This window comes from Microbulbifer mixtoriginis (SeqCode), from assembly GCF_052466715.1.
Window position 1 is genome coordinate 373,160 of the sequence record NZ_CP174288.1, and the last position, 26,081, is coordinate 399,240.

General features: G+C 47.6%; 18 protein-coding genes. 9 read left to right on the forward strand and 9 right to left on the reverse strand.

What is annotated here, in order from left to right:
• Window positions 1–240 precede the first annotated feature (240 nt).
• The 3 genes from ACJJH9_RS01850 to ACJJH9_RS01860 all read left to right on the forward strand — a co-directional run bounded on the left by ACJJH9_RS01850 (window position 241) and on the right by ACJJH9_RS01860 (window position 4,318).
• The gene (locus tag ACJJH9_RS01850; RefSeq protein ID WP_444924102.1) at window positions 241–1,200 is read left to right on the forward strand and encodes a sulfotransferase family 2 domain-containing protein; all 960 of its coding nucleotides are present in this window, start codon (window positions 241–243) and stop codon (window positions 1,198–1,200) included.
• A 139-nt stretch (window positions 1,201–1,339) separates the two neighbouring features.
• Window positions 1,340–2,119 carry a sulfite exporter TauE/SafE family protein gene (locus ACJJH9_RS01855; RefSeq protein ID WP_444924103.1) on the forward strand — a complete coding sequence of 260 codons (780 nt, stop codon included), beginning with the start codon at window positions 1,340–1,342 and terminating at the stop codon, window positions 2,117–2,119.
• A 363-nt stretch (window positions 2,120–2,482) separates the two neighbouring features.
• The gene (locus ACJJH9_RS01860) at window positions 2,483–4,318 is read left to right on the forward strand and encodes a diguanylate cyclase (RefSeq protein WP_444924104.1); all 1,836 of its coding nucleotides are present in this window, start codon (window positions 2,483–2,485) and stop codon (window positions 4,316–4,318) included.
• Between the two features lies 1 nt (window position 4,319).
• Here ACJJH9_RS01860 and pstS read toward each other — a convergent pair whose 3' ends face one another.
• Complete coding sequence (gene pstS, locus ACJJH9_RS01865; RefSeq protein ID WP_444924105.1) at window positions 4,320–5,405, reverse strand: phosphate ABC transporter substrate-binding protein PstS; 1,086 nt, start codon at window positions 5,403–5,405, stop codon at window positions 4,320–4,322.
• A 129-nt stretch (window positions 5,406–5,534) separates the two neighbouring features.
• Window positions 5,535–7,466 carry a PhoX family protein gene (locus ACJJH9_RS01870; protein ID WP_444882852.1) on the reverse strand — a complete coding sequence of 644 codons (1,932 nt, stop codon included), beginning with the start codon at window positions 7,464–7,466 and terminating at the stop codon, window positions 5,535–5,537.
• 267 nt (window positions 7,467–7,733) lie between these two features.
• Here ACJJH9_RS01870 and ACJJH9_RS01875 point away from each other — a divergent pair, with 267 nt between their 5' ends.
• Complete coding sequence (locus ACJJH9_RS01875) at window positions 7,734–10,364, forward strand: TonB-dependent receptor (RefSeq protein ID WP_444924106.1); 2,631 nt, start codon at window positions 7,734–7,736, stop codon at window positions 10,362–10,364.
• A 101-nt stretch (window positions 10,365–10,465) separates the two neighbouring features.
• Window positions 10,466–12,418, forward strand: a complete 1,953-nt coding sequence (locus tag ACJJH9_RS01880) for a phytase (RefSeq protein ID WP_444924107.1) — start codon at window positions 10,466–10,468, stop codon at window positions 12,416–12,418.
• A 590-nt stretch (window positions 12,419–13,008) separates the two neighbouring features.
• Here ACJJH9_RS01880 and ACJJH9_RS01885 read toward each other — a convergent pair.
• From ACJJH9_RS01885 to ACJJH9_RS01905, 5 genes are all read right to left on the reverse strand, one after another.
• Complete coding sequence (locus ACJJH9_RS01885; protein WP_444924108.1) at window positions 13,009–13,344, reverse strand: serine hydrolase; 336 nt, start codon at window positions 13,342–13,344, stop codon at window positions 13,009–13,011.
• Complete coding sequence (locus tag ACJJH9_RS01890; RefSeq protein WP_444924109.1) at window positions 13,341–14,018, reverse strand: serine hydrolase domain-containing protein; 678 nt, start codon at window positions 14,016–14,018, stop codon at window positions 13,341–13,343. Before ACJJH9_RS01890 ends, ACJJH9_RS01885 begins: the two co-directional genes overlap by 4 nt.
• 411 nt (window positions 14,019–14,429) lie before the next feature.
• The gene (locus tag ACJJH9_RS01895; protein WP_444924110.1) at window positions 14,430–15,533 is read right to left on the reverse strand and encodes an agmatine deiminase family protein; all 1,104 of its coding nucleotides are present in this window, start codon (window positions 15,531–15,533) and stop codon (window positions 14,430–14,432) included.
• Window positions 15,534–16,844: 1,311 nt separating this feature from the next.
• Complete coding sequence (locus ACJJH9_RS01900) at window positions 16,845–17,510, reverse strand: replication protein P (RefSeq protein ID WP_444924111.1); 666 nt, start codon at window positions 17,508–17,510, stop codon at window positions 16,845–16,847.
• Entirely contained in the window at window positions 17,422–18,753 is a 1,332-nt protein-coding gene (locus tag ACJJH9_RS01905; RefSeq protein WP_444924112.1) for a DnaT-like ssDNA-binding domain-containing protein, read from the reverse strand. Before ACJJH9_RS01905 ends, ACJJH9_RS01900 begins: the two co-directional genes overlap by 89 nt.
• Before the next feature lie 216 nt (window positions 18,754–18,969).
• On the opposite strand from ACJJH9_RS01905, the gene ACJJH9_RS01910 reads away from it, so the two are divergent.
• The 4 genes from ACJJH9_RS01910 to gbpA all read left to right on the forward strand — a co-directional run bounded on the left by ACJJH9_RS01910 (window position 18,970) and on the right by gbpA (window position 24,845).
• On the forward strand, window positions 18,970–21,213 hold the full coding sequence (locus ACJJH9_RS01910) for a heavy metal translocating P-type ATPase (protein ID WP_444924113.1): 2,244 nt from the start codon (window positions 18,970–18,972) through the stop codon (window positions 21,211–21,213).
• Complete coding sequence (locus ACJJH9_RS01915) at window positions 21,213–21,581, forward strand: cupredoxin domain-containing protein (protein ID WP_444882840.1); 369 nt, start codon at window positions 21,213–21,215, stop codon at window positions 21,579–21,581. Before ACJJH9_RS01910 ends, ACJJH9_RS01915 begins: the two co-directional genes overlap by 1 nt.
• 230 nt (window positions 21,582–21,811) lie before the next feature.
• Window positions 21,812–22,651 (forward strand): DUF417 family protein, encoded by an 840-nt coding sequence (locus ACJJH9_RS01920; RefSeq protein ID WP_444924114.1) that lies wholly within the window; start codon window positions 21,812–21,814, stop codon window positions 22,649–22,651.
• Between the two features lie 682 nt (window positions 22,652–23,333).
• Complete coding sequence (gbpA, locus tag ACJJH9_RS01925; RefSeq protein WP_444924115.1) at window positions 23,334–24,845, forward strand: N-acetylglucosamine-binding protein GbpA; 1,512 nt, start codon at window positions 23,334–23,336, stop codon at window positions 24,843–24,845.
• A 96-nt stretch (window positions 24,846–24,941) separates the two neighbouring features.
• Here gbpA and ACJJH9_RS01930 read toward each other — a convergent pair whose 3' ends face one another.
• Window positions 24,942–25,466, reverse strand: a complete 525-nt coding sequence (locus tag ACJJH9_RS01930; protein WP_444924116.1) for a macro domain-containing protein — start codon at window positions 25,464–25,466, stop codon at window positions 24,942–24,944.
• Window positions 25,467–25,574: 108 nt separating this feature from the next.
• Window positions 25,575–26,000: an N-acetyltransferase gene (locus ACJJH9_RS01935; protein ID WP_252083395.1), complete on the reverse strand. Its 426-nt coding sequence runs from the start codon at window positions 25,998–26,000 to the stop codon at window positions 25,575–25,577.
• Window positions 26,001–26,081 lie beyond the last annotated feature (81 nt).

A 26,081-nucleotide genomic window follows, 5' to 3' on the forward strand; every position in this document is an offset into this window, starting at 1 on the left:
AGTTACGCCCTTTGTTTGTTAGGCAATAGTCAGATAGTTGTTCACATCGCTAAACCTAACTATGATTAAGTGATGCATAATGATAAGTAATTGTTTTATGAGAAACGAATTGGCTAAGAGATAAGATATTCAAAAGACAATCCTTTATCATTTTCTTGATGTGTTTCCTTGCTCTTTTTTATTGCCGTTTTAGGAGCCTTGGAGGCATGTTGTGTTTCATTATAAGGACCTTTTACGGTAGTGAATCCTCTTTTATTTGTTCATGTTCCAAAAACAGCGGGAACAAGTTTTCGATTCGGCGCATCAGCTTATTTTGGTGATGGCAGTATTTGTCTTGATTATGGACCGGAGTCAATGGAGACCAGCGATGTTGTAAAAAAATGGATGGGGGAAATCCCAGATCCATGGTCCTTTTTCCAGGAGATGAAATACGAAAATAGAAAAATGCTCTCGGGTCATTTTAATGCAATACGTTATGTCCCGGTATTTGGCCTGGAAAATACAGTAACGATATTGAGAGATCCAATACAGAGAGTGGTATCAGAGTATAAACACTTTTCTCGTCACAATAGATATAAAGGTGCCTTCAGGTCCTTTTACAGTAAGCCATCATTTACTAATCGACAGCTAAAAATTTTTAGGGGCTTATCTTGGCCTGCTCTTGGGTTTGTCGGTTTGACAGAGAGATATGATGAGTCCCTACAGTTGCTCAATAAAAAATTTGGTTTGGAAATCCCGTATCTGGCAGAGAATCTAGGGCGTGAAAAGCTTGAGGAAAAATATGATATTCCCCAAGATGAGTTGGAAGAGTTGCGTATTCTGAATGCGGGTGAAATTACTCTGTATAAAAAAGCGGTGTCACAGTTTGAATGGAGGGTTTTACTTTCCCGGCGGGGGGAGAGGTTTGTGGCTGGTTCTATTTTTAGCCAATCCAATAAACGTATTAGAGGTTGCGCTATTCCCGAACAAAATAATGAGGCGGTTGTGCTTCGTGTGAAAGTTGATGGGGCCTATAAGGGCGAGGTTCTAGCGAATGAATATCGTGCTGATCTACGCGCAAATGGTGCAGGCCGTGGTGGTTTCGTCGGTTTTTCTATAGATATCTCTGGCTTTGCAATGGGCGCAACTCTGGAGTGTGAGGTGGCTGAGACGGGACAACCGCTAGTAAATTCTCCCTGGGTAATTCGCGGTGAAGATTAAGTCTATTGGAGCAAGTGACTTTTCTTCGTTATTCCTACCGATCTTTCTATGGTCTATATTGACTGACTCTTCGGGCTATCAATCGCCAGCAAACTTATTGCCTGCCTAGTAGAGGTATTATTGAGCTGCGGATAAGAGCATGATACTAATCCCAGCTTTACTAATCTTTGGGGCCCTCTCCTGGTATATCTGCACTCTCGCTGCCGGTGGTGGGGCCATGCTGATGATACCGCTGGTCGGCCTCTTGATAGGGCCACATTTGGTGGCTCCTACGATTACGATTGGCAGTGTTATTGCCGCACCTTCCCGTGTGTTGTTGTTTTGGCCATATATTAACTGGAGCGTTATTCGCTGGATGCTACCCGGTAGTATTCTGGGGGCGATGGTTGGTGCCTATATTTATAGTCAAATGCACCCAATATGGCTTCAGCTCTTTGTGGGCATCTTCTTGATGTCCACTTTGGTTCAATATCGGCTCGGTAGAAAACAATCTTCTTTTCCAATGCGTTTACCCTACTTTTTCTTACTTGGTGTAGTAGTCGCATTTCTTTCTGGGGTTATTGGTGCTATTGGTCCGGTGCAGAATCCCTTCTTTATCAATTACGGTGTTGATAAGGAAAATTTGATTGCAACCAAGGCGTTGAACACCATGGTCTTACAGGCCACCAAAATAATGACCTATCTTAGCTTTGGTGCTATCACCATGGATTTGGCAAGTTATGGCGTTGCTATTGGTATTGGAGGGATTATTGGAGTTTACCTTGCTAAGCATCGCATCTTGCGTATGAGTACACAGCGCTTTCATTACTATATGCTCGCTCTAATGTTCATTTGTGGAGTGTTTCTCGCATTACGATCTTTGACACAAATTGTTCAGTTAAGACCAGATATTTTTTCTGATATCACCTTACTCAGTTAGGTACTAGTCGCAAAACGAGCCTATACCGATAAGCATTGAGACAGTGGAGTAATCTCTGTGATTAAGGATTAGTAATGAATAGGGGAATTGCTGCAATGTTGTGTCTTTTATGTAAATTCGAACTTTAGTGGTTGCTAGTACCTATGGTGCTCCGATTGAGAGCCAAAAGATACGCAAAACTTCATTGAGGGGGCGGATTGATCACTGTGAAAGCGTTAGCTAGCCAGAATGTCTCGCGTTAAGTGAGAGGCTGTCATTTACTGCTTTGGAGGAAGGCATTATAAGGGGTAAGTGTTATCCCCGTGCGCCAAGACTATGAAAGACAGAATAATAAGACTGCGGTTATTGGATCTGTGGCGTTCTATGTTTAAATGTTGGTACATTCGTCCCTCTTTCTATGTTTTTTTACTTTTAACCTTCTATGTCCTCTTCCTGCCCAAGGTTCCGGTATGGGCGCATACTCCCCTGGACGTGAACACCAATGAGCAGGGGGAAAATTCCACTGGACTCCATGCGATATGGCACGACAAGGGTGGAGAGAGTGATATTTATAGTGCACGACAAGCTCATGAGTTGGGAGAGTTTCGCACTCTAGAAACAGCGGGTTCCACCGGTCTTAGCGCCGGTGTTTTCTGGTCTCACTTTACGTTGCGCAATCGCGACAGCCACCCGCTAACCCTAAATATTGAGTATGTCGATCACCAGCTGGTCGGTTTGCAAGCTTTTAGTCGGAAGGCGGGCAGTGGTGATCTCTTCCGCGAAGTGAGCAACCTTTCTATTTATGAGCCTTTTGCCCATCGGCAGGTGGCGCATAACCGTTTTGTTTTTCCAGTGACCATCGCACCGGGGACCACTCAGGAGCTAATGGTAAGGTTCGATTCTGGCGAATTGGGTGTGGTCTTTCCCAGTCTGCGTATCTGGAGCCCCCAGGCATTGCAACAAAACAGTAAGGGTGAGACGAGCCTGATCGCTTTTCTGTTTGGAGGCTACTTTTTAATGGCGGTCTTTGCCCTGGTGGGAGCGATCGCAATCAAAGAAAAGATTCTCTATATCTATTCTTTCTACTGCGCCAGCAAAATCCTGGTGTGGGCCACGGTGCTGGGATATACCCACCAATACCTGATGACCGGCAGCTTCCACTGGGGATACGGCTCTCTTAGTGGAGCTGTGGCAATTATGGCCGGGCTTGTCTTTGCACGGACATTTCTCAAAACCCGTCAGTTCACGCCAAAGTTGGACTTCCTCTTACAGCTGATGTTGCTCAACGGTGCTTTCCTGATTAGTTGCGTGTTTTTAGAGCTAAAGGCCCTTTCCCAAATATCCATGATCATCGCGTTGCTTTGTTATCCCCTGGTCGTGCCCATCGCGATGATTCGCTGGCGCCAGGGAGAGAATGCTGCAGGAGTGTTTGCCCTGGGGTGGGCCACCCTAGTGCTGGGGCTACTGGTGCAGGCAATGCGTGATCTCGGTTATGTGGTGCACAACCCGGTCAATTACTATTGGCCGCCGGTGGCCTCTTTTGTGGAGATGCTGGCGATTATGGCAGCGATCGGTTTAATGGTGCAGCGCCTGCGGTTGCAGAAGGATCGGGCGGAAAAAAAATACCTGCAACAGCTGGAAGTATCCAAGATTGATCTTGAGGAGTTGGTGCAGTCACGCACTCGGGAGCTGGAGACTGCCAAGGCCAGGGCGGAATTGGAGGCACGTACCGATCCACTTACCGGCATTCACAATCGCCGCAGTTTTTTTGAAGAGGCCAATCTTTTGCTCAAATTGGCTCAACGCAAGCAAATTCCCCTGGGTATATTGATGTTGGATATAGACCGCTTTAAATCAATCAATGATCGCCACGGCCATCTGATCGGTGATCAGGCCTTGTGTGCCACTGCCCGGGTAATAGCCCAGCATGTGCGTGAGGTGGATGTGTTTGGGCGTATAGGCGGTGAGGAATTTGCACTGCTGGTTAGTGCCGATGGCCCAGGAACGCTGGCTGTCGCGGAGCGTATCCATGAAGATATCGCCAAAATTATGATCAAGTCCGCTCTGGGGCCGGTGCAGTTTACCGCTAGCATCGGCGTGGCCCAGCTGCAGGGAGAGAGAGACGTGCTGGAATTATTGCAGCATGCCGACAGTGCTCTCTACCGGGCCAAAAGGACCGGTCGCAATCGTGTATTAGAGTATGCGGTGGCGGAGGGCTGAGCTACTGCACGTAGGTCACTGCGTTGAGCACCCTGATACGCACGTTTTCCGGTAGAGGTACCAGACCGATATTGCCGGCTTCCGATTGGGAATTTTGGCTCAACATAAAGACCAGCATCTGTCTTAGAGCCTGAGCAACATCATCTTTCTGATTGGCGTAGAGCAGCAACCAGGAAAAGCTGGTAATCGGGTAGGCACCTTTCCCTTTGGGGTCCCAGACCCAGGCGATCAAGTTGGGCGCGCCGCTCACAGGCAGTTTGCTATCGGGAAATTCCACCTCTTCTAAAGCAGCTACTCCGCTCTTGGCATTGGCTTCGATAAATTGGCCCGCACGGTTTTCCAGGATTGCTACAGGTAAATTGACGATGTTGGCAAAGCCGTGCTCCACATAACCGATAGCGCCGGGTATTTCTCGTACTTTGGCCGCTACACCCTGGTTACCTGGTGCGATTTTAAAGGTCGACAGCCGGGGCCAGTCGGGTGTGCGGTCCAGGCCAATATTCTCACGGAACTCTTCACTAACGGCGCTGAGGTGGCCGGAAAAAATATAGGAAGTTCCGGAGCTCTCAGAGCGGGTAACCACTGAAATATCTGTGCGTGGTAATTTAATATCTGGATTACTGGCGGCGATGATCGGGTCGTCCCAATGGCGGATCTTGCCCATAAAAATGCCGACATAGGCTTCCCGCGACAGCTTCAATTTATCGATACCCGGTAAATTAAACACTAACACTACTTGTCCAGCAGTGACGGGTAATACAACACCTCCCTCCTTGAGCTTCTTGAGTTCATCGATTTCTATGGCCGCATCTGAGGCGGCAAAATTAACAGTATGGCCGAGAAAATCGCGGATGCCGTCGCCGCTGCTGCTCATTTCGTAAAAAATAAAAATATTGTTTTCGCGGTGGGTAAACTGGCGAAACCACTCCACATAAATCGGATAGGGGAAACTGGCGCCACTGCCGCGCAGATTAACGGGGTTTTCCGGCACCTGGGCTTGCACTTGTAGGCCGAAGAGTGAAATGCCAGCGGTCACCGCCAGTATGGCTGCAAGGCGGCGTAGTACCGCGGTGTACCTCGATAACATGGGCTACCTCAACTAAAGGGTCACCGGTCTCTTATTGGAGACCAGCGACGAGCCGCCAAAAATAGGCTTCGATTAAAAAATTCTAGCAGGACCGGCGGCTTCGTGTGAAAGCGCGCCGTTCTGGGATGACTAGCTGCCCACTTCACCGCCATCGTCCCTATAGATGGCCAATACCGAGGGGCGCGGTGGCAGCTCCGGATTGTTATCCGGCCAGCGGTGCAAGGGGTGGTCGTAAGTAGAGTTGAGCGCGTCGGCAGGGTGTTGCACTGCGATAAACAGAGTTGTGCCATCGGGAGTAAACTCAGGGCCGCACACTTCAGCGCCCTGCGGGCATCCAAAGAAGTGTTTGGGCGCGGCACGCATTGGCCCCTCGGTGGCCATGGCCCAGAGGCCGTCGTGAAAGCCGAAGCGCTCGCAGCCGTCAGTGGCCACCCACATGTTGCCATGGGGATCGAAGGCGACATTGTCCGGGTTGGTAAACCAGCCGTGATTAGAAATATTGTAAGTGGATTGCTGCCCGTAAGCGCCGCGCTCCACAGGGTTCTCCGCATTGGGGTTGCCGCCAAGTAAAAACTGGTGCCAGCGGAATTGGTCGCTGATGTGATCTCGGCCGGTTTTTTTACCAGGCATGGCCGGGGGCACAATTTCCAAAATATGCCCGGCAGTATTTTGGTGACGGGGATTAGCCGCATCCACACCGTCTTCGGCGCGGCTTTTATTCTTGGTTAACATCACATAGGTGCAGTCGTTGTGGGGATTGGTCTCTACATCCTCCGGGCGGTCCATAGGAGTGGCGCCCAGCAGTGCAGCGGCCTGGCGTGCGTCAATCAAGACATCTGCTTGATTGTGAAAACCGTTGTTGCTGTTTAGAGGGCCCTGCCCAAAAACTAGTGGCAACCATTTCCCACTTCCATCCGCATCAAAGCGTGCCGCATAGAGGGTGCCTTCGGTCAGTAAATTGCGATTGTGGGTTGGATCTTTGGGCAGATAAGCCTCTTTGGAGACATAGCGGTAGACGAACTGATGTTCGTCGTCATCGCCGCCATAGGCCACCACCGGTTGGCCCGGCTTACAGACCAGGGTAAAGCCCTCGTGTTCAAAGCGGCCCAGGTTGGTCAGCTTGCGCGGTATAGATTGCGGGTCGTAGGGGTCGTATTCCACCATCCAACCAAAACGATTGGGTTCGTTGGGCTCTTGCTGTATATCGAAGCGCGGGTCGTAATCACCTAAGTTGCGATTGTGGGGCCTTACGCCGAAGTCACGATGATTGCGCGCCTCGCGAGTATCCTCGACTTTGTTGGGATCTCCTTGGAAGGCGCCACCAAATCCCTCCTCGGCCACCAATACCGTGCCCCAGGGAGTCTTGCCACCGGCGCAGTTGCCAATGGTACCGAGCACCTGGGTGCCAGAGGGATCTGCGGTTGTTTGCAAGCGTTTGTCTCCGGCGGCGGGGCCACTAATTTGCATCGGCGTGGTCGCGGTGATGCGGCGATTGTAGGGGCTCTCCAAAACCGGCTGCCAGCCTTTGTCGGTACGTGTAATTTCTATTACCGAGTGGCCACAGGCGGCTAGTTCTATGGCTACATGCTCGGCACTGACTCCCCGCGTGGCACTATACTCATCGTTGTAACCAGAGAACATCAGGTGTGGTTGGGTGTACTCGTGATTTACACATAGTAGGCCGCGATCGCTGTTACCACTCTGGCAGTGGATATCTCCGTGCCCGGCAGGGGTATTCTCCGCCAATGGCATAAAGGCGATAAAGTCGTTGTTATAGCCAAAGCGTTGAGATTGCCCCTTCGCCGTCAATTGTTTCGGCTCAAATTCTTTGAGGTTAGCGACAATGGGGTCGCCCCACCGTAGCAGGATATCGGCGCTGTAACCCTGCGGTAAATGATGTTTGAAGTCCAAGCTGTGGGGAACTTCCTGAAATGAGAGATTCTCCCGATGATGCTCCGATCCGCAGCCAGGCATAAAGCTGGTTGCGGCGCCCGCAGCCGTGGCACCACCAATGGCCTTCAATAGCTTTCTACGGTCAGGGTTTTTAGGAGAATCTTTCATTGCTGCTGCTCCGTTGCGGGGAACCTAATAAAATTAAATTAACCTGACCTAATTAAATCGATGACATATCTTTTACGCAATCGATTAATTAAAAGAGGTTAATAAAAAGCGATAAATAAATAAGAATATTTAATTTATCTGGGAATTTTTCCAGCTATTTCTGAAAGCTTGATGACAGCTTAAAAAAATCGTCATGTAAAGTTCATAGTCGCCTACTAGTCTGCGCCCCAATAAATACGCCGCCGGCACTAATTGGAGTGGGACGTCATGAAAAGCACAACCATCAATTTTCGAACGCTCAACACCCCCGTTACCGCGCTTTCCATAGCAGTTTTTTGTGCTAATAACGGCTTGAGTGCCAATGCTTATGCACAAGAGAGCCAGACCCGCACCATGGAAACGGTGACGGTTACCGCTCAGGCCAACAATGCGCGCAGCGACCTGGATCGCCAGCGTGACTCCAACAAGCTGGTGGCAGTACAAACTTCTGATGCCATTGGTGAGTTGCCGGATGCCAATGTAACAGAGGCCCTGCAGCGGATGGCTGGAGTTTTTATTGCCCGCGACCAGGGTGAGGGACGTTTTGTGGGGGTGCGCGGTATTGATCCCAACTTGAATGCCGCCAGCATCAATGGCGTCAGTCTGCCCGCACCAGAAATTGGCAGTCGCGCTGTGGCTCTGGATGTCATCCCCTCAGACCTACTTGCCAGCTTAGAAGTATTCAAAACCCTTACACCGGATATGAGTGCAGACTCCATCGGCGGGGCCATAGAAATCAAGAGTATTAACGCGCTGGACTACGATGGCAGTCGCTATAAATTCAGTGTTGAAAACAGTTATAGCGAACTGCAAGAGGAGCACAGTCCAAAATATGCAGCCACCATGACCAATGTTTTCGATCTTGATGGCAACAGGCGCTTTGGTGTCGCTCTGGCAGTCAGTCATCAGCAGCGAGATTTCGGTTCTGAAAATATTGAAACCGATGGTAGCTGGGAAGCGCTTGTGGCCGAGGACGGTAGTGCGGGGATTGGGGCAACTGAAATAGAACAGCGGGATTACACCATTACTCGTGAGCGCACCGGTATGGCCGCGAATTTCGACCTGAAATTGAGTAGTGGTGCACGAATCTATCTGCATAATCTCTATTCCGACTTCTCAGATCAGGAGATCCGTCAACGCAATTCCTGGAAACTGGATGCAGAGCGCGATGAGCCAGAGACGATCTCCAGACATAGCGCCATTTGGGAAGAGGCGGCACTGGAAAAATCCTTGAAAGATCGCCTGGAAGAACAGGAGATTATTTCAACAGTATTGGGTGGAGAGCATAATTTCGAACAATGGGGTCTTGCCTACGTGCTGGGTTATTCTTACGCGGAGGAATCTGAGCCACATCGCCGTGATACCGACTTTGTCCTTGAACTACTGCGCCTGGGTTATGTGGAAGCGGGTAAAACTCCGCGTATGGCAGTGGACAGTAGCGACGCTGAAAAAATATTAGATCCCGCCAATTATCAACTGGACGAGTTGGTTATTGAGGATAATTTCTCCGAGGATGAAGAGTTGAGTTTACGTCTGGATTTTACCAGGGAGATAAACTGGGGCACCTATGACTCAACGGTGCAATTTGGCCTGCACGAACGCCAGAGGGAAAAACGTGGTGATCTGAATGCCAGCGTTTATGATGGTTTTGCCGGTGACTATACCTTGGCAGATTTTGTTCGTAACGATATTGATTACCGTCTCGATACCTTCGGACCGGGAGTTAATCCAGGCAATCTCAATCTATTTATTAATCGCAATATTGCCAGTTTTGAGATGGATGAAACTGAAACCGCCCTCTCTTCTGCGCGTGATTACCAGATGCAGGAAGATATCAGTGCGCTTTACGTAATGAATACCATCGAACTTGATCGCGCTCAATGGGTCTTTGGAGTGCGCTATGAACGCACCGATTTCAGTGCCGAAGGAATGCGTGTGATTGAATCCGAAGAGCCAGTACCCGGTGCCGATTTCATTGCCGATGAGGTCTATGCAAGTGCGGTCAATTATCAGCGCGATTACGATCACTTCTTCCCCAGTGTAAACTTCAAGCTTGATTACAGCGATAATATTGTGCTGCGTGCGGCCTACACCGAGTCCCTGTCGCGCCCCTCGTTTGGCCATCTGAATCCCTCGCCGGCGCAAATTGAGTACGACGATGGTGAGCTGGAAGTGGAAGCCGGCAATCCAGCTCTGCAACCTTATGAAACTCGCAACCTGGATTTCTCCGCAGAATATTATGCGGATCATCTGGGTATGCTATCGCTGGGATTGTTTCACAAGTCTATCGATAATTTTATTGTGATGTCCGATGTTTCCAGTAGCGCGGACTTTACTCAGTATATCGGTAACCTGATAGTGGAAGAGGCCGAAATACTTCAGCCTATCAATGGTGACAGGGCACGGATTAACGGTGCGGAACTGGCTTGGACACAGGGCTTCGATAATGGTTTCCTACTGCGTGCTAACGCGACCTTCACAGACTCTGAAGCCAGTCTAGGACTGGGGCCGGATCGTCAACGTAGCGATGGAATATCTATGCCATCCCAAGCAGATCTGGTGGGGAATTTTATTGTCGGTTATGAGCGAGACGTTTTTAGCCTGCGCTTGTCTGCTGCTTTTCGCAGCGAGCGATTGCTGGAGGTAGATATGGAGGATGCATCCCGTGATCGTTATGAAGAGGATCACTTACAATTGGATCTCTCTGTGCGCTACCACTTGAACAACGGTTTACTGCTGACATTCACCGGAGTGAATTTGACCGATGAGCCTTATTATATGCATAACTCTGGTTTCAACGGTCAATATGAAGAGTACGGGCCGACTTATGCCCTGGGCCTGAGTTACAGCACTTTCTAGCGGGACAACATCTAAAGCATTTTTAATAAAATTACGGTGTTTATTCACTGCAAGGAGCCTCACGCAGGTGGGGTTCTTTCTCTGGAATTGAATGGCTCTCCATGAAACAACTGCATTTTATTATTGCGATCATGCTCGCCGCTGCGCTACTCGTAAGCTGTGGTCACGATGTGGATTCTGTTTTACGCATTAAAAAGGCCTTGCCGCAACGGGTAATTCCCTTGGGTGCGATAGACGCAGAACAGATTCTGCCGATACGGGTTGGGACTGAGCAATATTTATTGCTTGCCAGCGAGCGTCGCGGTTTGCTTGTAATAAATTCCTACGGAGAAATACTCGCCTCCCAAGAGGGAAGGGTGGAACGCCTAGCCGTGAAAGCTCTGCCTAATGAAAATTTACTGGTTGCCTCCTACGATGAGCGCCTGGCGGAAATAAATTTACATGAAATACGCCACAGTGATGCTTCAAAAAACGTAAATTTTAGGCTACTGGGTAGCCAGAAAATGCCAACTCCACAGAGTGCCCTGTGCTTTTCCCAACAAGAACAGCGCACTCATTTGTTTAGCATTGGTGAAGATGGCATAGGTCGTGAATATTTATTATTCCCAGCCCAACAACAGTGGCAGATGCAAGAAGTACGTCCACTCTATTTTGGTGAGCAAGTTAATGCTTGCGCAGTAAGCCCACGCTCCCAACGCCTGCTAGTATCTCAACCACCCATTGGAATCCTGAGCTTAAATACAAACGCGGAAAAGGATGAGCAGCGTAAATTATTCCTCAGTACTCAATGGCTTGGTGAAGACTTCGGCAATCTATGGTTTGATGCTCGTAGTGAAAGTCTGTGGCTGAGTGCAGGTGATCAGATACATCGCTACCGACTGCCTTTTTCCTCAGAGGAGCCAGAGTGGCACCTTCATATTAACGAGAACCACTCGGCAGTCTCCCCAGTATTCTTAAATGGTCAGCTCTGGGCCCTGGATGTTGGTCGGGATCAGCTGTTGGTTTTTGATGATGTGGAAAGTGATTACTTAGAAACTGATTCTACAGGATTTGATCCCGAGAGCGGTGATTCAATCGTCAGTGTATTTGCTCGCAATCAGACGGACCCGATAGAGTCATTTGGTGATGCTGCCGATGATCCTGCTATCTGGGCCAATAAATCCCAGCCACAAAATAGCCTGATTTTGGCAACGGACAAAAAAAGTGGCCTGAATATTTACAATTTATCGGGAAAGCTGCTCGAACATTTTGCTGTGGGACGTGTGAACAATGTGGATATCCGCAGTATTGAACATCCTCATTATAGTGCATTAGCGGCAGCATCTAACCGCTCGACCCCCGGGGTAAACCTCTTTGCCATCACGGCTGAAGGGCATGTCGAGCACCTGGGGCTACGCGCTATAAATTTGCAAGATCCTTATGGCCTATGTTTGCAGAAAACCAATAATCAGCTTTTTGCTTGGGTATCGGATAAAGATGCTGCCTTGCACCAGTTTGAAATTGATCTTGGCGAGAACCCCACAGAATTTTCGTTAAAAAAGCATACAGAAATAGTCGTAAATAGCCAGGTTGAAGGCTGTGTCGTCGATGATAAGTGGCAGAGGCTCTTTTTTGCCGAGGAGGATCGGGGGATTTGGTCACTGGGCCTTAAAAAGCAACAGAATAGTGAATACCAGGCTAAATTGGTTGCTGAAGTGGATGGTCAGACCCTGGTGGATGATGTAGAAGGGCTCGCCCTCTACCTAACAGAGGATAGTGGTTACCTGATCGCCTCTAGCCAGGGTAATGACAGTTATGCGTTATTCACACGTGATGGTAATGACTTTGTTGGTCATTTTAGGGTAACAATGAATATACGCTCAGGTATCGATGGAAGTTCTGAAACCGATGGTCTGGATGTTACCAGCCTGAACCTGGGACCGGAATATCCAATGGGTTTACTTGTTGTCCAAGATGGCAGGAATCGTCTGCCCAATGCCAAGCAGAATTTCAAATTGATTGATTGGTATACGGTGAGTGAGGCATTGGGTTTGTCGGTCTTTGTTAAAAATTAACCATTTATTTTTTTATGACAAAAACCTGATGAAATTTTCTATAGAGTTACTATGAAAAATATCGAGATTCGTCTTTGTTATAAACCTGATATACATAATAAAAATTGTTTTTGATATTTCCTGCTCCAAGCTATGATCTAGCGTTGTTGGTTATAGTGAATTTGATTAAATTTTCCACCTGAGTCAAAAAAATAAAAATTTGGTGAAAAGTTAAATCTAGGGGGTCTCTGAATAATTCCGCGATTCCTCTGGCCCTCAGAGTAGTTTACAATCAAAATGTTGATTTGAAGGAATGCCTAGAATTTCCAAGAAGTTGCAATACAGAATGTAAATCGCTCTGAAACCCTTGAGGGGCAGGCCATATCTGCCACGTTCCAGTTCTTACAGAGGGTTAGGACTATCTGCGGCTAACCTCTGCAACCCCTAAGACTCGTAGAGGCATTAAGGATTTATTTAGAGACTCCGCAGTATCCCCGATAATGATTTTTGACTCATTAATGGATTAATTGTTGGGGCAGGTTTTGTATAGGTGATATGTTTGCTTATTAACCAGCTCTTTAAAATCCCAGCTACTAACTGCCCCTGCTACTTTAAAGCTTAAATTCAGGAATATATTCAGCTGCAATTTTATCTACAAACTGGATTGGCAATCCGCCAATTAAATTTGTAAGAACAACTATGGATAGTTTATCCTCCGGATAGTGAATCATAGTTGCCGCATTTCCACCGCTCGCACTAACTGCACGGTGATGATCCCGATCGATAACTTGCCATCCAATAGCATAACCATTCTCTACACGATTAAACCCAGCAGTTTGGCCATTCTTTAAAGTGATCGGTGTCCAAAGTGAATGGAGGTTTTTGATCAGCTTTTTAGACTGCAAGGCGATAAGATATTGCGCAATTTCTGTTGCTGTTGAATTCATGCCAGCTGCACTTTGTAAAATGTAAGGGAATTCAACGTAGTTATTTTGTGCTGACCCTTATCGGAATCGTAGAGATATTGCCTTGCATGATTGCTAATAGGACGCGTCATGTGTTCAAAGCCGGCATCAGCTGTTAATTTCATATTGGCGATTTTAAGCTGATTATCGATAATGAATTTTGGGAAGCCACCTTGTACGTATTTATCGATTATTTTACCGATAATAACATAACCCGTCTGATTATAACTAAACTGTGTGTTTACTTCAGATTTTAAAGGTAACTCTTTTACTTTGTTCCATGCAGCATCTGGATTTCCACGAACAACCAAATCAGCAAGGTAACCACTGAAAATATTGGGCAGCCCAGAAGTGTGTGCCATTAAATGTTTTATCTTTATTGACTTCCAGTTGGCAGGTAAATCAGTAAGGTGTTTGCCAATCTCATCATCTAAGGAAAGGTGTCCTTGCTCTGCGAGCTGTACCAATGCAACACCCGTAAACGCCTTAGTCATTGAGTTAATTGGAAATACGGTGTTGGACCTTACCGGCACATTGTCTTGTAAATTAGATAATCCATAATTTCCCAGTTTGATTATTTCACCGTTTTTAACGATGGCCAATTGGAGACCAGGGATTTGGCGCTTATCCATGATGCTTTTGATCAGCTTATCCACAGAGTCTGCATATGCTGGAAAGCTGAAGGATATCATAACAACAGCTAGAATTGTTAAGCGTAGTCTAGTTAGTAATCGAGGCGTATAATTCATAAACAATATATCCTTATTGTTTTCCAATCTTGGGGGAGCTTTATAGCTGAATTGTCTTTTTTATAAAGAATATGATCAACGTTATAGCAAGACGGTTATCTTGCCATAGATTCTTGCAAGAAGGATGTTTTACTATAGAAATGTAATTATTTGTAATTACTATTTTTCATGGGTATTTATGCAGTCAATGTATTTACAGGTTAAATTATGTGCTGCTCAAATATACTCAAGATAAATACACACTTCTTTATGGCGAATATCTAAGGTAGCAAGTATTTATATATTAAATCTCCGTTGATCACTTTAAGTTAAGAGCGGTTAAATTTCCGGTTCCTGTTGGGTTGTACAATGTATACCTCCACCACCGGCTGCTATGCCATCAATATTGATTTGTATAATATCGCGATTAGGAAATGCTCTTTGTAATTTTCGCTTGGCTGAGGCATCTGCATAGTGATCGCCGAACTCAGGTGCTATGACCGCGCCATTGCAAACATAGAAGTTAATATATCCAGCGGCGAAATCCCTGTTGTCAAACCGCTCTCGAACTATTGAAGGTGCCTCTAATACAATAACTTCTAGTTCGCGGCCACTGGCATCCGTTACAGAGCGTAGAATCTCAAGATGCCGCTTTGTTACGGCGTGATCGAAAGAGTTGGGATCGGGATCATAGCCGGCAACAACTACACCTGGGTGTACGAAACGGGCATAAAAATCTGTATGTCCGTCAGTGATATCCATATCTTTAATGCCAGGTAACCAGATAATTTTCTCTAGACCAAGAAGCTGCTTTAATTCCCGTTCGCATTGTTGCTTACTAACACCTGGGTTACGGTTATCGTTGAGCACACAACTCTCAGTTATGATCGCGGTACCATACCCATCAACCTCTATCCCGCCGCCTTCGAGTATCAGGTTAGTTTGGATACTGGGCACACCGGCCGACTGAGCAGTGAATGCAGCAACCTCTGCATCATTATCAAAATCCTGCTTTTCTCCCCAACCATTGAAGTTGAAGTCAATAGCCGCTTTATCACCGTTTTCATTTACAATAAAAACGGGGCCTGTATCACGTATCCACAAGTCATCTAGAGGGCAAACAACTAGTTCGATCTTATCTCCCATTAGTCGCCGGGCAAGTGGGAGATCTGCTTGTCGAACCAGCATTGAAACGGGCTCGTACTCCGCAATCGTCAGCGCAATTGTTGCCAAATTCTGCTGGACTTCCCTAAGGAGTTTCCGTCCCCAAATTTTGCGGCTTGCACCAAAGGCCATCCAAGTACGCAGGTGAGGCTCACCCTCATCTGGCATGTACCAAGTACTTTTACTATTCATTACTGCAAATGACTCTTTGGTGCCACTCAGTAGAGAGGCTGTAGTAAAAGCACCTAGAACCTTAACGAAATTACGACGATTGGTCATAAAGTGACCTTCCTTTCTTGACACAAATGATGCTACTGAAGATGATAAGTTGTTTAAAAGGATATCAGGTTAACTAACCCATAGCAGTAACCCATGTATATTTGCCTCTTTTATGGCTACCAATAATTCACAATAAGTATAAAGTTCACAATCATCATAAAAAAGTGATTCATTGCTTCTTAAAATACGCAATTCAGAGTCATATGTGTTTGAAAGTGTTGGCCAGTAACGTCTTTTACCAAGTAACTCAATATCGTAACTTAATTGTGGGTGTGAACTAACCTTCAGAAATTTTGTGTTAAATATATTTAACTTCAACTATTGATACTTAATATCTAGTGGAATAAATGCCTCTGAATGCTCAATTTTCTTAGTTCTTCTTTTACCTTATATCGGTTTTAATAGATTATATAGTTTTCCTAAGTCATTCCATGAGCAATCATGTGAGCAGAAAAGTTCTTGCTGAGTATCATTAAATATTAGATTTAATCTCTTTTCTAATGTTTTTTTAAAGCTGATGTCAAAAGTATTATTGTAAATTGCCGTTGGAGTTCCTACCCAGAAGCAAAACATTCTATCGTTTTTTCTAAATTTCTTTAATATGCTCAACAATATTTTGCCTTGAGGCTTGAGGTAAAGAACTGTAGCCAATGGGTTGTGCAGGCTATGAAGTCAGTATTAGCAAGGCTTTTGAGGGGGCTAATCCCTACAAATTTTCTCCTGAATCAAACCAAACTATATATTTATCCATCATCCACACCTCTGTGGGCGCTGCCATGAGTTAATAAATAGATTGAGTCTCTTCAATGAAAAGCAGCTCTGTATCAACATTAACAAGCTTCAGTGAACTAATCTTTTTAGTTCCTTTCCTGGCGTTGACTCTACATAATGGACTAGCCAAGAATCATTCTTGCTTATTGTGTCGCACTTCAAAGTTGACACTAAGATTGCAATTCGGATAGATAATAAGTTATTCATTCACATAATCTTTATATGGAGATTAGCTAGATAATGAGTATCCAGTTCACCACTATGAGTTTAATTTAGCGTCAATTTCTCTAAAAAACATTGAATCAATTTTTTATCTAAATGGTTCGATCATGCATGTCAAGAGAGGTGATTATTTAAATCGAGCTCATATAGCGAATAGTTTCAAGATAATTTAAGTTCTTAAAGATGTTCTGCTTTTGAGTATGGCTCGATAAAAAACGATCGGCCTGGCCTGTAGATTCGGTTCTATTTTAGGAGAGTATGTGGGGAGAGTTTAGAGGAGGGCGCTCAGGGTATTCCTAAGCGCCGGACAAAGTAAATTTAAATACCTAATTCAGCCCGAAGGGCTGCCATCTTTTGCGCATTTTCTTCTTTGGAGAGTGGAGTACCGGGGTTTTCTTCCAGTTTTAACTGTTCCGGGGCACCGAGTTTTTCTCCTTCCAGTACGCGCGCACAAAGCTTGCGGTAGTGCTCTGCAAATACCGGGTAGGCGATAGATTCTGGGTTGTTGGAGAGAAAATACCAGTTGGATTCACGCCCAGCATGGTAAACCGCTGGGTGACTCCAATTGTGATTGGTTTTGGGGCTGGGCGCATTGCAGGCTTCGCGGTAGGCGGCGCGGGCTTCTGGTAGGCCGTTTTCGCCGGCGGCGCAGAGCTGCAGCATTTTGTGTACTGTGGGCAGGTATTCGCTCTGCAGTATCGCGCGCTTTGCGCCCTGCATAATATCCTGCGCTTCAAAAGCGGCCAGCGCTTCGAGCCACAGGCGTTTTGCGTGATGCAGGGTTTCGGTATCCGGAAATGCGGCACTGAACTGGTTATGGTAATTCAGTTTAAACAACGCGAATACTTCGTTAATCGCGCGTTTTTTTTCGTTCAGCAGTTCCTGATCTTGCGCATTACCAGTTTGTGTCTGTGAGTATGTCGCCGATTGAGCGGTCGCGGGTGCGCTGGTTTGCGCTGTTGTGGGCGTCTTGTGGATTGCCATAAGAGTTTCCTATTGCCAACTTGTTGCGCTCTGCCCATTGATGGCGAGCGTGACGCACAAATACGGCGTCCCAGCTTTTGCGCGCGGCGTTTTGGCCGCGCCAGTAAATAATAAATTCCGGCACCAGTGATAGGGCGAAGTCACGCTCTATCTCGCACTGGTTCACCAGGTGGCTCAGGCAGTCGCCGCCGGGCTGCCAGTTGCGCGCTATGGGTTTGGCTACCGGGTTTTTCTCAATACCCTGGCAGTAGTAGGCCCATTCCTCGCGAGCGTACTCAATAAACAGCTCGCCCCAGCGAGCGCTGTGGCCACCGCGCTCTGTCCACTTGTAAATAAATTCCGGCAGCAGTTCGGCGGCAAAGCGCGGGTTGATTGCCAGGCGCTGTAGCTGTTCCCAGGTATGTTCACTGGGTTGCCAGTCGCGCGTCATAGCAGTGGGTTTGCGCTTTTCAATAAATGGAGTTTCCTGTTTCTCCCAGTCTTCCATGATCCAGTCATTGAATTCCAGATCCCAAGAAATGGATTGCTTGCCGCTGGAACGGTGGTAGTCGAGGAAGCGCTGTAGGCCGCGGCTGACAAATGTACTGGGTACCCCCTCGTCGGCCAGTTTGCGCAGGGTGTCGTTGTTCGGTTGCCAGTTATCCGGCAGGGCCTGCTTGCGCTGGGCAGTAGCGCGAAAGGCTTCCCATTTGCTCTTTACCTGGCGCAGGAACAGTGAGCCAAAGGAGTGACGTGGCTCGGCCCGTTCGCGCCAGTAGGTGACAAACTCCGGTAACTGCTCCCGCACAAAGTGTTCCGGGATACCGAGCTGGCTGATGCGCGCCATAGTTTCGGTATCCGGCTGCCAGCTGGGGGCAATGGTGTTGGCACTGCGATTGGCTGGTGCCGGGGTGCGGCTCGGTTCCGGGGTTTGAGCCAGGGCTGTAGGGCGGCGGTGTTCACTGGGCAGGGTGAACTTGAGGACTTCACTGCTACCGAAAGGAGCTGCGCCCAGCATCAGGGCGCCCTGATTGCGCAGGCTGGTGGCTACCCGCTGGATATCTGCTGCCTGCCAGAACGGCAGAAGCAGATAAAGTTGCTCGCCGGTGGCGGTAAACCAGTCCCGCCCAGCGTAGGGCTCCGCGGGCAGGAAAGGTATCAGGTCGCCCAGGGCGGTGAGCAATACCGCTTCCTCCAGGCCAACAGTTGAGGCCAGAGTCGGGGAGATACTCAGGGGTCTTTCGGGGAGCAGGGGGTGTTTCATGGCGCGATAATAACACTCCGGCGTGGGGCTTGCGCGGCCTTTACAGTGGCTCTTTATGGCCTGCTTTTGCCAGAGCAAGGCGCGCCAGTCCAGCCGCTAAGCTGAATAATGGCGACCCGGAAATAGGGCAGGGAAAATTATGGCTGTAACCCGTTGCCTTACCCTTGGGGTAAGGTTGTAACTTTGTCGCCAGAAACGGTATTGCGGGAGAGCATTATGGCGAGAGAACAGCAAGCAGCGCAGACACTATTCCGCCTCAGTGGCGTGAGCTGTGCCGGCTGTGTGAATAAGATTGAAAGCGCCGTGCAGGGTGTTGCGGGGGTGCAGGATGCCCGCATAAACCTGGCCGATAAAACCCTTAAGGTGCAGGGCGCGGCGACGCCGCAAAGTTGCATCGAGGCGGTGCGCCAGGCGGGTTATGACGCCGAGGTGGCCAAGAGTAGCGAGCGCCAGCGGCGCGAAGAGCAGCGTGCCCAGGAAGAGCGCCACTATCACCAGTTGCTGTGGCGCTCCGCTATTGCCCTGGGTGTGGGCCTGCCGTTGATGGCCTGGGGCCTGATCACCGATAAGATGTCCGTTAACAGCTTCGCAGATCAGCTGGCTTGGGGCGCCATGGGGCTTATTACCCTGGCAATTCTGGTGTTCTGTGGTGGTCAATTTTTCAGTGGGGCCTGGAAAGCGCTACGCCACCACAGCGCTACTATGGATACCCTGGTGGCCCTGGGTACCGGTACGGCCTGGCTTTTTTCCATGTTGGTGGTGCTGGTGCCCCACCTGCTGCCGGAAGCGGCGCGCCATGTGTACTTTGAGGCCAGCGCTATGATTATCGGCCTGATCAGCCTGGGCCAGGCACTGGAAGTGCGCGCTCGCGGGCGCACCAGTGCGGCGGTGGAGAAACTGTTGGAGCTGCAGGACACCTCGGCGCGGGTTCTGCGCGACGGTAAAGAAGTGGATCTGCCGATTGAGCAGGTTCAGGCCGGTGACCAGTTGCGCGTGCGCCCCGGAGAAAAGATCCCGGTGGATGGCGTGGTGCTGGAGGGTGGTAGCCTGGTGGATGAATCCATGCTCACCGGCGAGCCGGTGCCGGTGAAGAAGGGTGAGGGGGACAATCTGGCTGCCGGCACCCTGAACAAGAACGGCAGCTTGCTGTTCCGGGCGGAAAAAGTGGGGGCGGACACCCGCCTGGCACAAATTATTGAGATGGTCAAAAACGCCCAGGGCTCACGGGTGCCCATTGCGCGCCTGGCAGACAAAATCTCGGCCGTTTTTGTGCCGGTGGTGATGATCATCGCTGTGGTGGCGGCACTGGTCTGGTTCAACCTGGGACCAGATCCGCGCGCCGCCCATATGCTGGTGGTGCTTACCTCGGTGCTGATTATTGCCTGCCCCTGCGCCCTGGGGCTGGCTACGCCCATGTCGGTGATGGTGGGCGTGGGTAAGGGTGCGGAGTACGGTGTGCTGGTGCGCAACGGCAAGGCGTTGCAGCAGTCCTGCAATCTGGATGTGCTGGTTGTGGATAAGACCGGCACGCTCACCGAGGGCTCACCACGCCTCACCGATATCGAGAGCGAAGGCGATAGCGATGAGTTACTGCGTTTGCTGGCGAGCCTGGAACAGGGCTCGGAGCATCCGCTGGCTGAGGCGGTTGTGACTGCGGCCCATGAGAAAAAGCTTGATCTACAAAAGCCTAGTGATTTCGAAGCCATTACCGCACATGGGGTGATGGGGGTTATTTCCGGTAAAAAGATACTGCTCGGTAACAGTAAGTTAATGCAGCGGGAAAATATTCCCCTGGGTGACTGGAAGGCCCGCGCCAATAATCTGGCGGAGGCAGGGCGTACGGTGATGTATGCGGCAGTGGATGGTGTACTGCAGGGAATTATCGCTGTGGCTGATCCAATTCGGGATGATGCCGCAGCGGCCATAGCCCGTTTGCGTAAGTTGGGCCTGCGCCTGGAGATGCTGACTGGTGATAACCAAGCCAGCGCCGAGGCCGTTGCCCGTCATCTTAAAATCGATAAAGTGCACGCTGAGTTATTGCCGGAAGACAAAGAGCACATAGTGGCGCAACTGCAGAAAGACGGTGCGCGTGTGGGCATGGTGGGAGATGGTATCAATGATGCCCCAGCACTGGCTCGCGCCGATGTGGGCTTTGCTATCGGCGCCGGTACCGATGTCGCTATCGAAAGTGCCGATGTCACCCTGATGCGTTCCTCCCTACATGGAGTCGCCAATGCGGTGGAATTATCGCGGGCGACTCTCGGCAATATCAAACAGAACCTTTTTGGAGCCTTTATTTATAACACCCTAGGTATACCCATCGCCGCAGGGGTGCTATTTCCGCTCACTGGCATGTTGCTGAGCCCGATCGTGGCCGGTGCCGCTATGGCACTCTCCTCGCTTACCGTGGTGAGCAATGCCAATCGTCTACGCTTCTTTAAGCCCTCGGAGGTGCACTAATGATTGCGACCCTGGTAAATACCATCGGAGTACTGCTAATTATTGCCATCATCTGGTGGTTCTGGCTGGGCCCAAGGCGCGGTGCGGCAAAGACAGTGGCGGTCAGTGAACAACTGCAAATAGTGGTCAAAGATGGCGTATATGAGCCGGATCATATTCGCCTGCCTTCGGGTCATGCCGCCACCCTGCATTTTTTACGGGAAGATCCCAGCCCCTGCTCCGAGTGGGTGATTTTCCCGGATCTCGAAATCAGTGCTGAGCTAGCGCTCAATAAAGAAACAGCGGTAGAAATCCCTGCGGCCAAACCGGGAAAATATCCCTTTAGCTGCCAGATGCAGATGTATCGTGGGACGCTTACCTTGGAATAAAGTGAACTCAACCGGAAGAGGTCAGTTTATTTTCTGCGAACAAGTCAATTAAGGTGTAATTTTTTCCAATCAGGACCGACAACATTAATAGGCCTTCAGGCACTTCCTTAACAGCTAACCCGACTTAGAACACTTAATGGGTCAAAGAAGCATAGGGAAGTGCCCGGAGGTGACAGAGGGGAGGCCACTAGGTTTTCCAGAAGTGCTATTTACGATTTGGTCCCTAAATAATGAACACCTTTTTGCAAAAAACTTCTAGGGCCCTGCTGGGCCTTTCATTTACATTGATTGCTGCTGCCTTGTTTCTTGGCCAGAATGGGGGCCTGGCCTCCATTTTCGGATTATATGGCGTTAATAGTGAGGCGGGCTTGCACATCGTAAGAATAGCCGTAGCACTACTCTTTGCGGTAGCTGCGGTTTTAGCCCTGCTATCACTGTTAAAACCACAATATATTCGCCCCCTGGCACTCCTGATTATATGTATATCCTTGGTCCCTTTGTTAAGTCTCTTCGGAAGTGTGCATTGGATCGATAGCCTCGGTGGGTTTCCCGCTATTGGCTCCGGGCAGGGCGTGATCAAGTACCTTGCCCTCACCGCGATTGGTCTGACACTTTTGAGCTGCAGTGCTTGTCAGTCAATGCGCTATATCTGGCTGAACTATTTACCAGTGGGGTTGGTTCTGTTGTGGATTGGCGGAATGAAGTTCACTGCAATAGAAGCCCAGGGTATTGAGGGCTTGGTGAGTAGTTCACCCTTGATGGCATGGCTCTATAGTTTCTTCAATGTACAACAGGCCTCCAATCTGATTGGCATCTATGACTTGATCGCTCTGATCATTTTGGCTTTGGGGTTAGTTATCCGGTCCCTGTTTTGGCCGGGAATACTGCTCTGTGGTGCGGTGTTTGTGACAACTCAGACTTTTCTGTTCAGCTATCCCGGAAGCTGGCAAAGCCCTGGAGTTTTGGCCTCTAGTGGCATATTTATTATTAAAGATCTTTGGTTTATCGCCAATCTGCTAATAATGATCGATATCCGTAAACATCTAAGTCACTCAGTTACCGGTAAGTAACAGGGTTGCGTCTAATCTTAGATATTGAGGCGTAAAGAATAGTATTTTTTATTTTGGAGCATAAATGACTACTTTGGCTGTTGGGCCTTGAGGGTTTCATTTCCTTCTGCCCCTGCCTCTCAGTAGACCTTTTATGGCGGCATAACATATGGATGATTTAATCTATTTGCCCTTTAGCCAGTTTTTAGAAGACTCGTCTACTGAGTGAATATGTCTAGGTAACACAGGGATGTGTAGCTTTATGACTACTAAATAAAAATGAGGTGTTTATTGGTCTTCTAGTCTTGATTATTTTTTTAAGAACAATTCCTAATTTTTAGTCATATATTCAGAGAGATTTTCTTGCTGTCTAGGTAGTTGCTTCCCGTTGCCTATATGTCTAGATCTTTCTAAATATTTATACGTGGTTTTATTTTTCTTTTGTCAAGACAGTAAGCTTAAATAGAAATTCCCTTGCATGAATAATTTATTCCTTTCTTAAAATGGCAGTATGGCTTTTGGTGACAATTTTTCACTATGTTTGCATAATTGCGAAATTATTTGGAACCGTATCTAAAGGTCAAAGTCCATTAACCTGACAATAACGCCTCACAAGTATTTTTTAAATAAAGCGATGTTTACTTGGTCGGGCAAAAATAAGGAAGTAAATAAACCCAGGAAGGAAATCGCACATGCATAAATAATGGCTGTTGATATGACTTTACGAATGAAAAAAGCGGTTTCGTCACTGAAGAAACCTGCATTAAACAAAACTCTATTGGCGATGATTCTGGTGGGGGTCAGCTCTAATACAATTGGCCATGGCTACGTGGAAGAATATGATGGAGGTGCGGCATCTGCGCGGGGTACTTTATGTAAATACCCTCTAGCCTCTACAGGTCAAAAAAACATAAATTGTGGAGCCGTTCAATGGGAGCCGCAAAGTGTTGAAGGGCCCGAAGGGTTTCCAGAGAGTGGCCCGGCTGATGGCATGATCGCTAGTGCCGGTAGTAATGTATGGTCACCATTAAATGAACAAACTGCTGACCGCTGGCTGAAAACTCCCATAACTGCTGGTAAACAAACTTTTAAGTGGCACTTTACCGCGAATCACGTAGCTCGTGACTGGAAATATTATATTACCAAACCGGATTGGAACCCCAATCAACCATTATCCCGAGCTTCATTTGATTTAAATCCATTCTGTACTATTGATGGAAATAATCAAAAGCCACCCATTGATATGTATCACGAATGCGTGGTTCCTGAGCGAAATGGGTACCAAGTTATCCTTGCTGTGTGGGATGTGGCTGATACAGCCGCGGCCTTTTACAATGTTATCGACGTAGAATTTGATGGCGATGGAGTGCCCGAATCAGAATGGAATCAAGGTGGAACAATTAATCCAACACAAAACTTAAAAGTTGGCGATAAAGTTTCCACACGTGTTTATAGTAGCAGTAATGAAGAGCCAGCTTATGCAACAGTGCTGGAAATTGCTACTGATGAGCAGGGTATGGCTAATAACTGGGTACATGATCTTGCAACCAAAATCAATCAAGAACAGACCAGTATTCGCGCAGGCCAGTTTAATGGCGAAGATCAATTTAGCCCTGTCTTTGGCTCAAATCCAATATATTTACAGGATGGCAGCGGTTTAGAGCGTGTTGAAATTAATTATGAAATCAACAGCCCAACACCAGATTATGATTTAAATGTGTCAGGACTTGAGGATATGTACACAATATCTGACGATCCACTCTCACTACAGCTTGCTCTCACCGCAAAAGGAAATATCAGGGCTGAGCTGAAAGTCTTGAACCATGCTCGTGAAACACTGGCTAATTATGAAGTCAATATGAGTGACGGTCAGAGATTAGATAGGACTTTGACACTTTCAAAGTCTGAACCTGGCCATCATATGCTCGTTATTGTGACAAAAGATATTGATGGAAATTTGATTGATCAAACTACACAAGATTTCCACTTGATGGAAGACGAAACTTCTCCACCGCCAGCAGGTGACTACGACTTTGTTTTCCCCGAAGGTCTAAAATCCTATACGGCCGGAACTAAAGTAATGGGCAGTGATGGGAATATTTATCAATGTAAGCCCTTCCCTAATTCTGGCTACTGTGTCCAGTGGAGCAGAAGTGCAAACCAGTATGAACCTGGCAGAGGTAGCTACTGGCAGATGGCCTGGGAAAAATTATAAATCCAACTAATCAAACAAGGCCCCACTAGGGGCCTTTTTGTATTTTACGATGTGCTTTACTTACGTTGAGCTACTCCAATAGGGCATTGGCTCTATTTAGTATGTGATTTGCAGTTTTCTATGGGTTTCATGAATTTCTTTAAAGCTGGGAATTCTAGGAGGTTTGGATAAGTAATTGTAGGCTGCTCGCATATGGCCAGCACAACGCCTAGCCGGTAAATTCCCAATGCCAGTGCCCAAGCCTGGGCAAACTATGGAGTTTATCTTCTTCATGGGGCCTGACTTATTGAATAGTTTTACTGAGTTTAAAATGGCCCTGAAAGCATAGTAGGCATTCATGGTATTTGATATGTCCTCAGGAATACGCATAGTGGGGGCAGAAATCATGTAAGGCCAATTGGCATTCGAGGTTGAAATCACTATTGCTGATCCAATGGGCAGCTCACCATGAAAATCAGATTTAATTCGCTTTTGTAACTGATCTTCCACCTCAAACCCTAATTCATTTCTAATCGGCAGGTCGAGGCCTCCATCCATAATTCCAAAACTGTTTGCTGGGCTTACCGATTGCATCGGCAGGTTTTGAGAAATAATCACCCTCAATAATTTCAAAAATCTCAATATCACTAAAAACCTGGTGCCATGCTTGAGTCAGCTCTTTTGATTTGTCGATTAAATATATCTTGTCAGGGAGCATTGTCTTTTACTTATATTTTGGGGGTAGGCACTTTATATCTTTGTGCTCATCAAGCACTCAATATGTCCCGTATGATTATCTACTTGCTCTTTTTGTGAGTGAAAGCCTTGAGATAGGTAAAACTGATAGCTATTAACATTCTCTTTGTAAACCGTTAGGTTTAACGGGTTTCTCTGTGATTTAGCATGTGCTATAAGCCGTTTCCCAATGCCCTGGCCTTGGAATTCTGGATCCACAAAAAGCGCGGCTAAAGTATTGTCAGCTAGAGAGTAAAAGCCATATATCTTTGAGTGTATATCATAGATATAGGTTTCTGAGTTTGGTATATAGATATCGCGCATATTATCTATTTGAGACTCCCAGAAGTCAGCTGCGATAAAATTATGTGCCCTAATGGAGGCTTTTAGCCAAATATTTAAGATGGGCTCTATGTCGTTTGGGTTGTAGCTTCTAATCATTTTTTTGATGTGCTTATTTATTGGATTTATATCAAAGTGGGTAGTCAGTCGTCATGGACCTATCAGTATATTTTGGCCGTC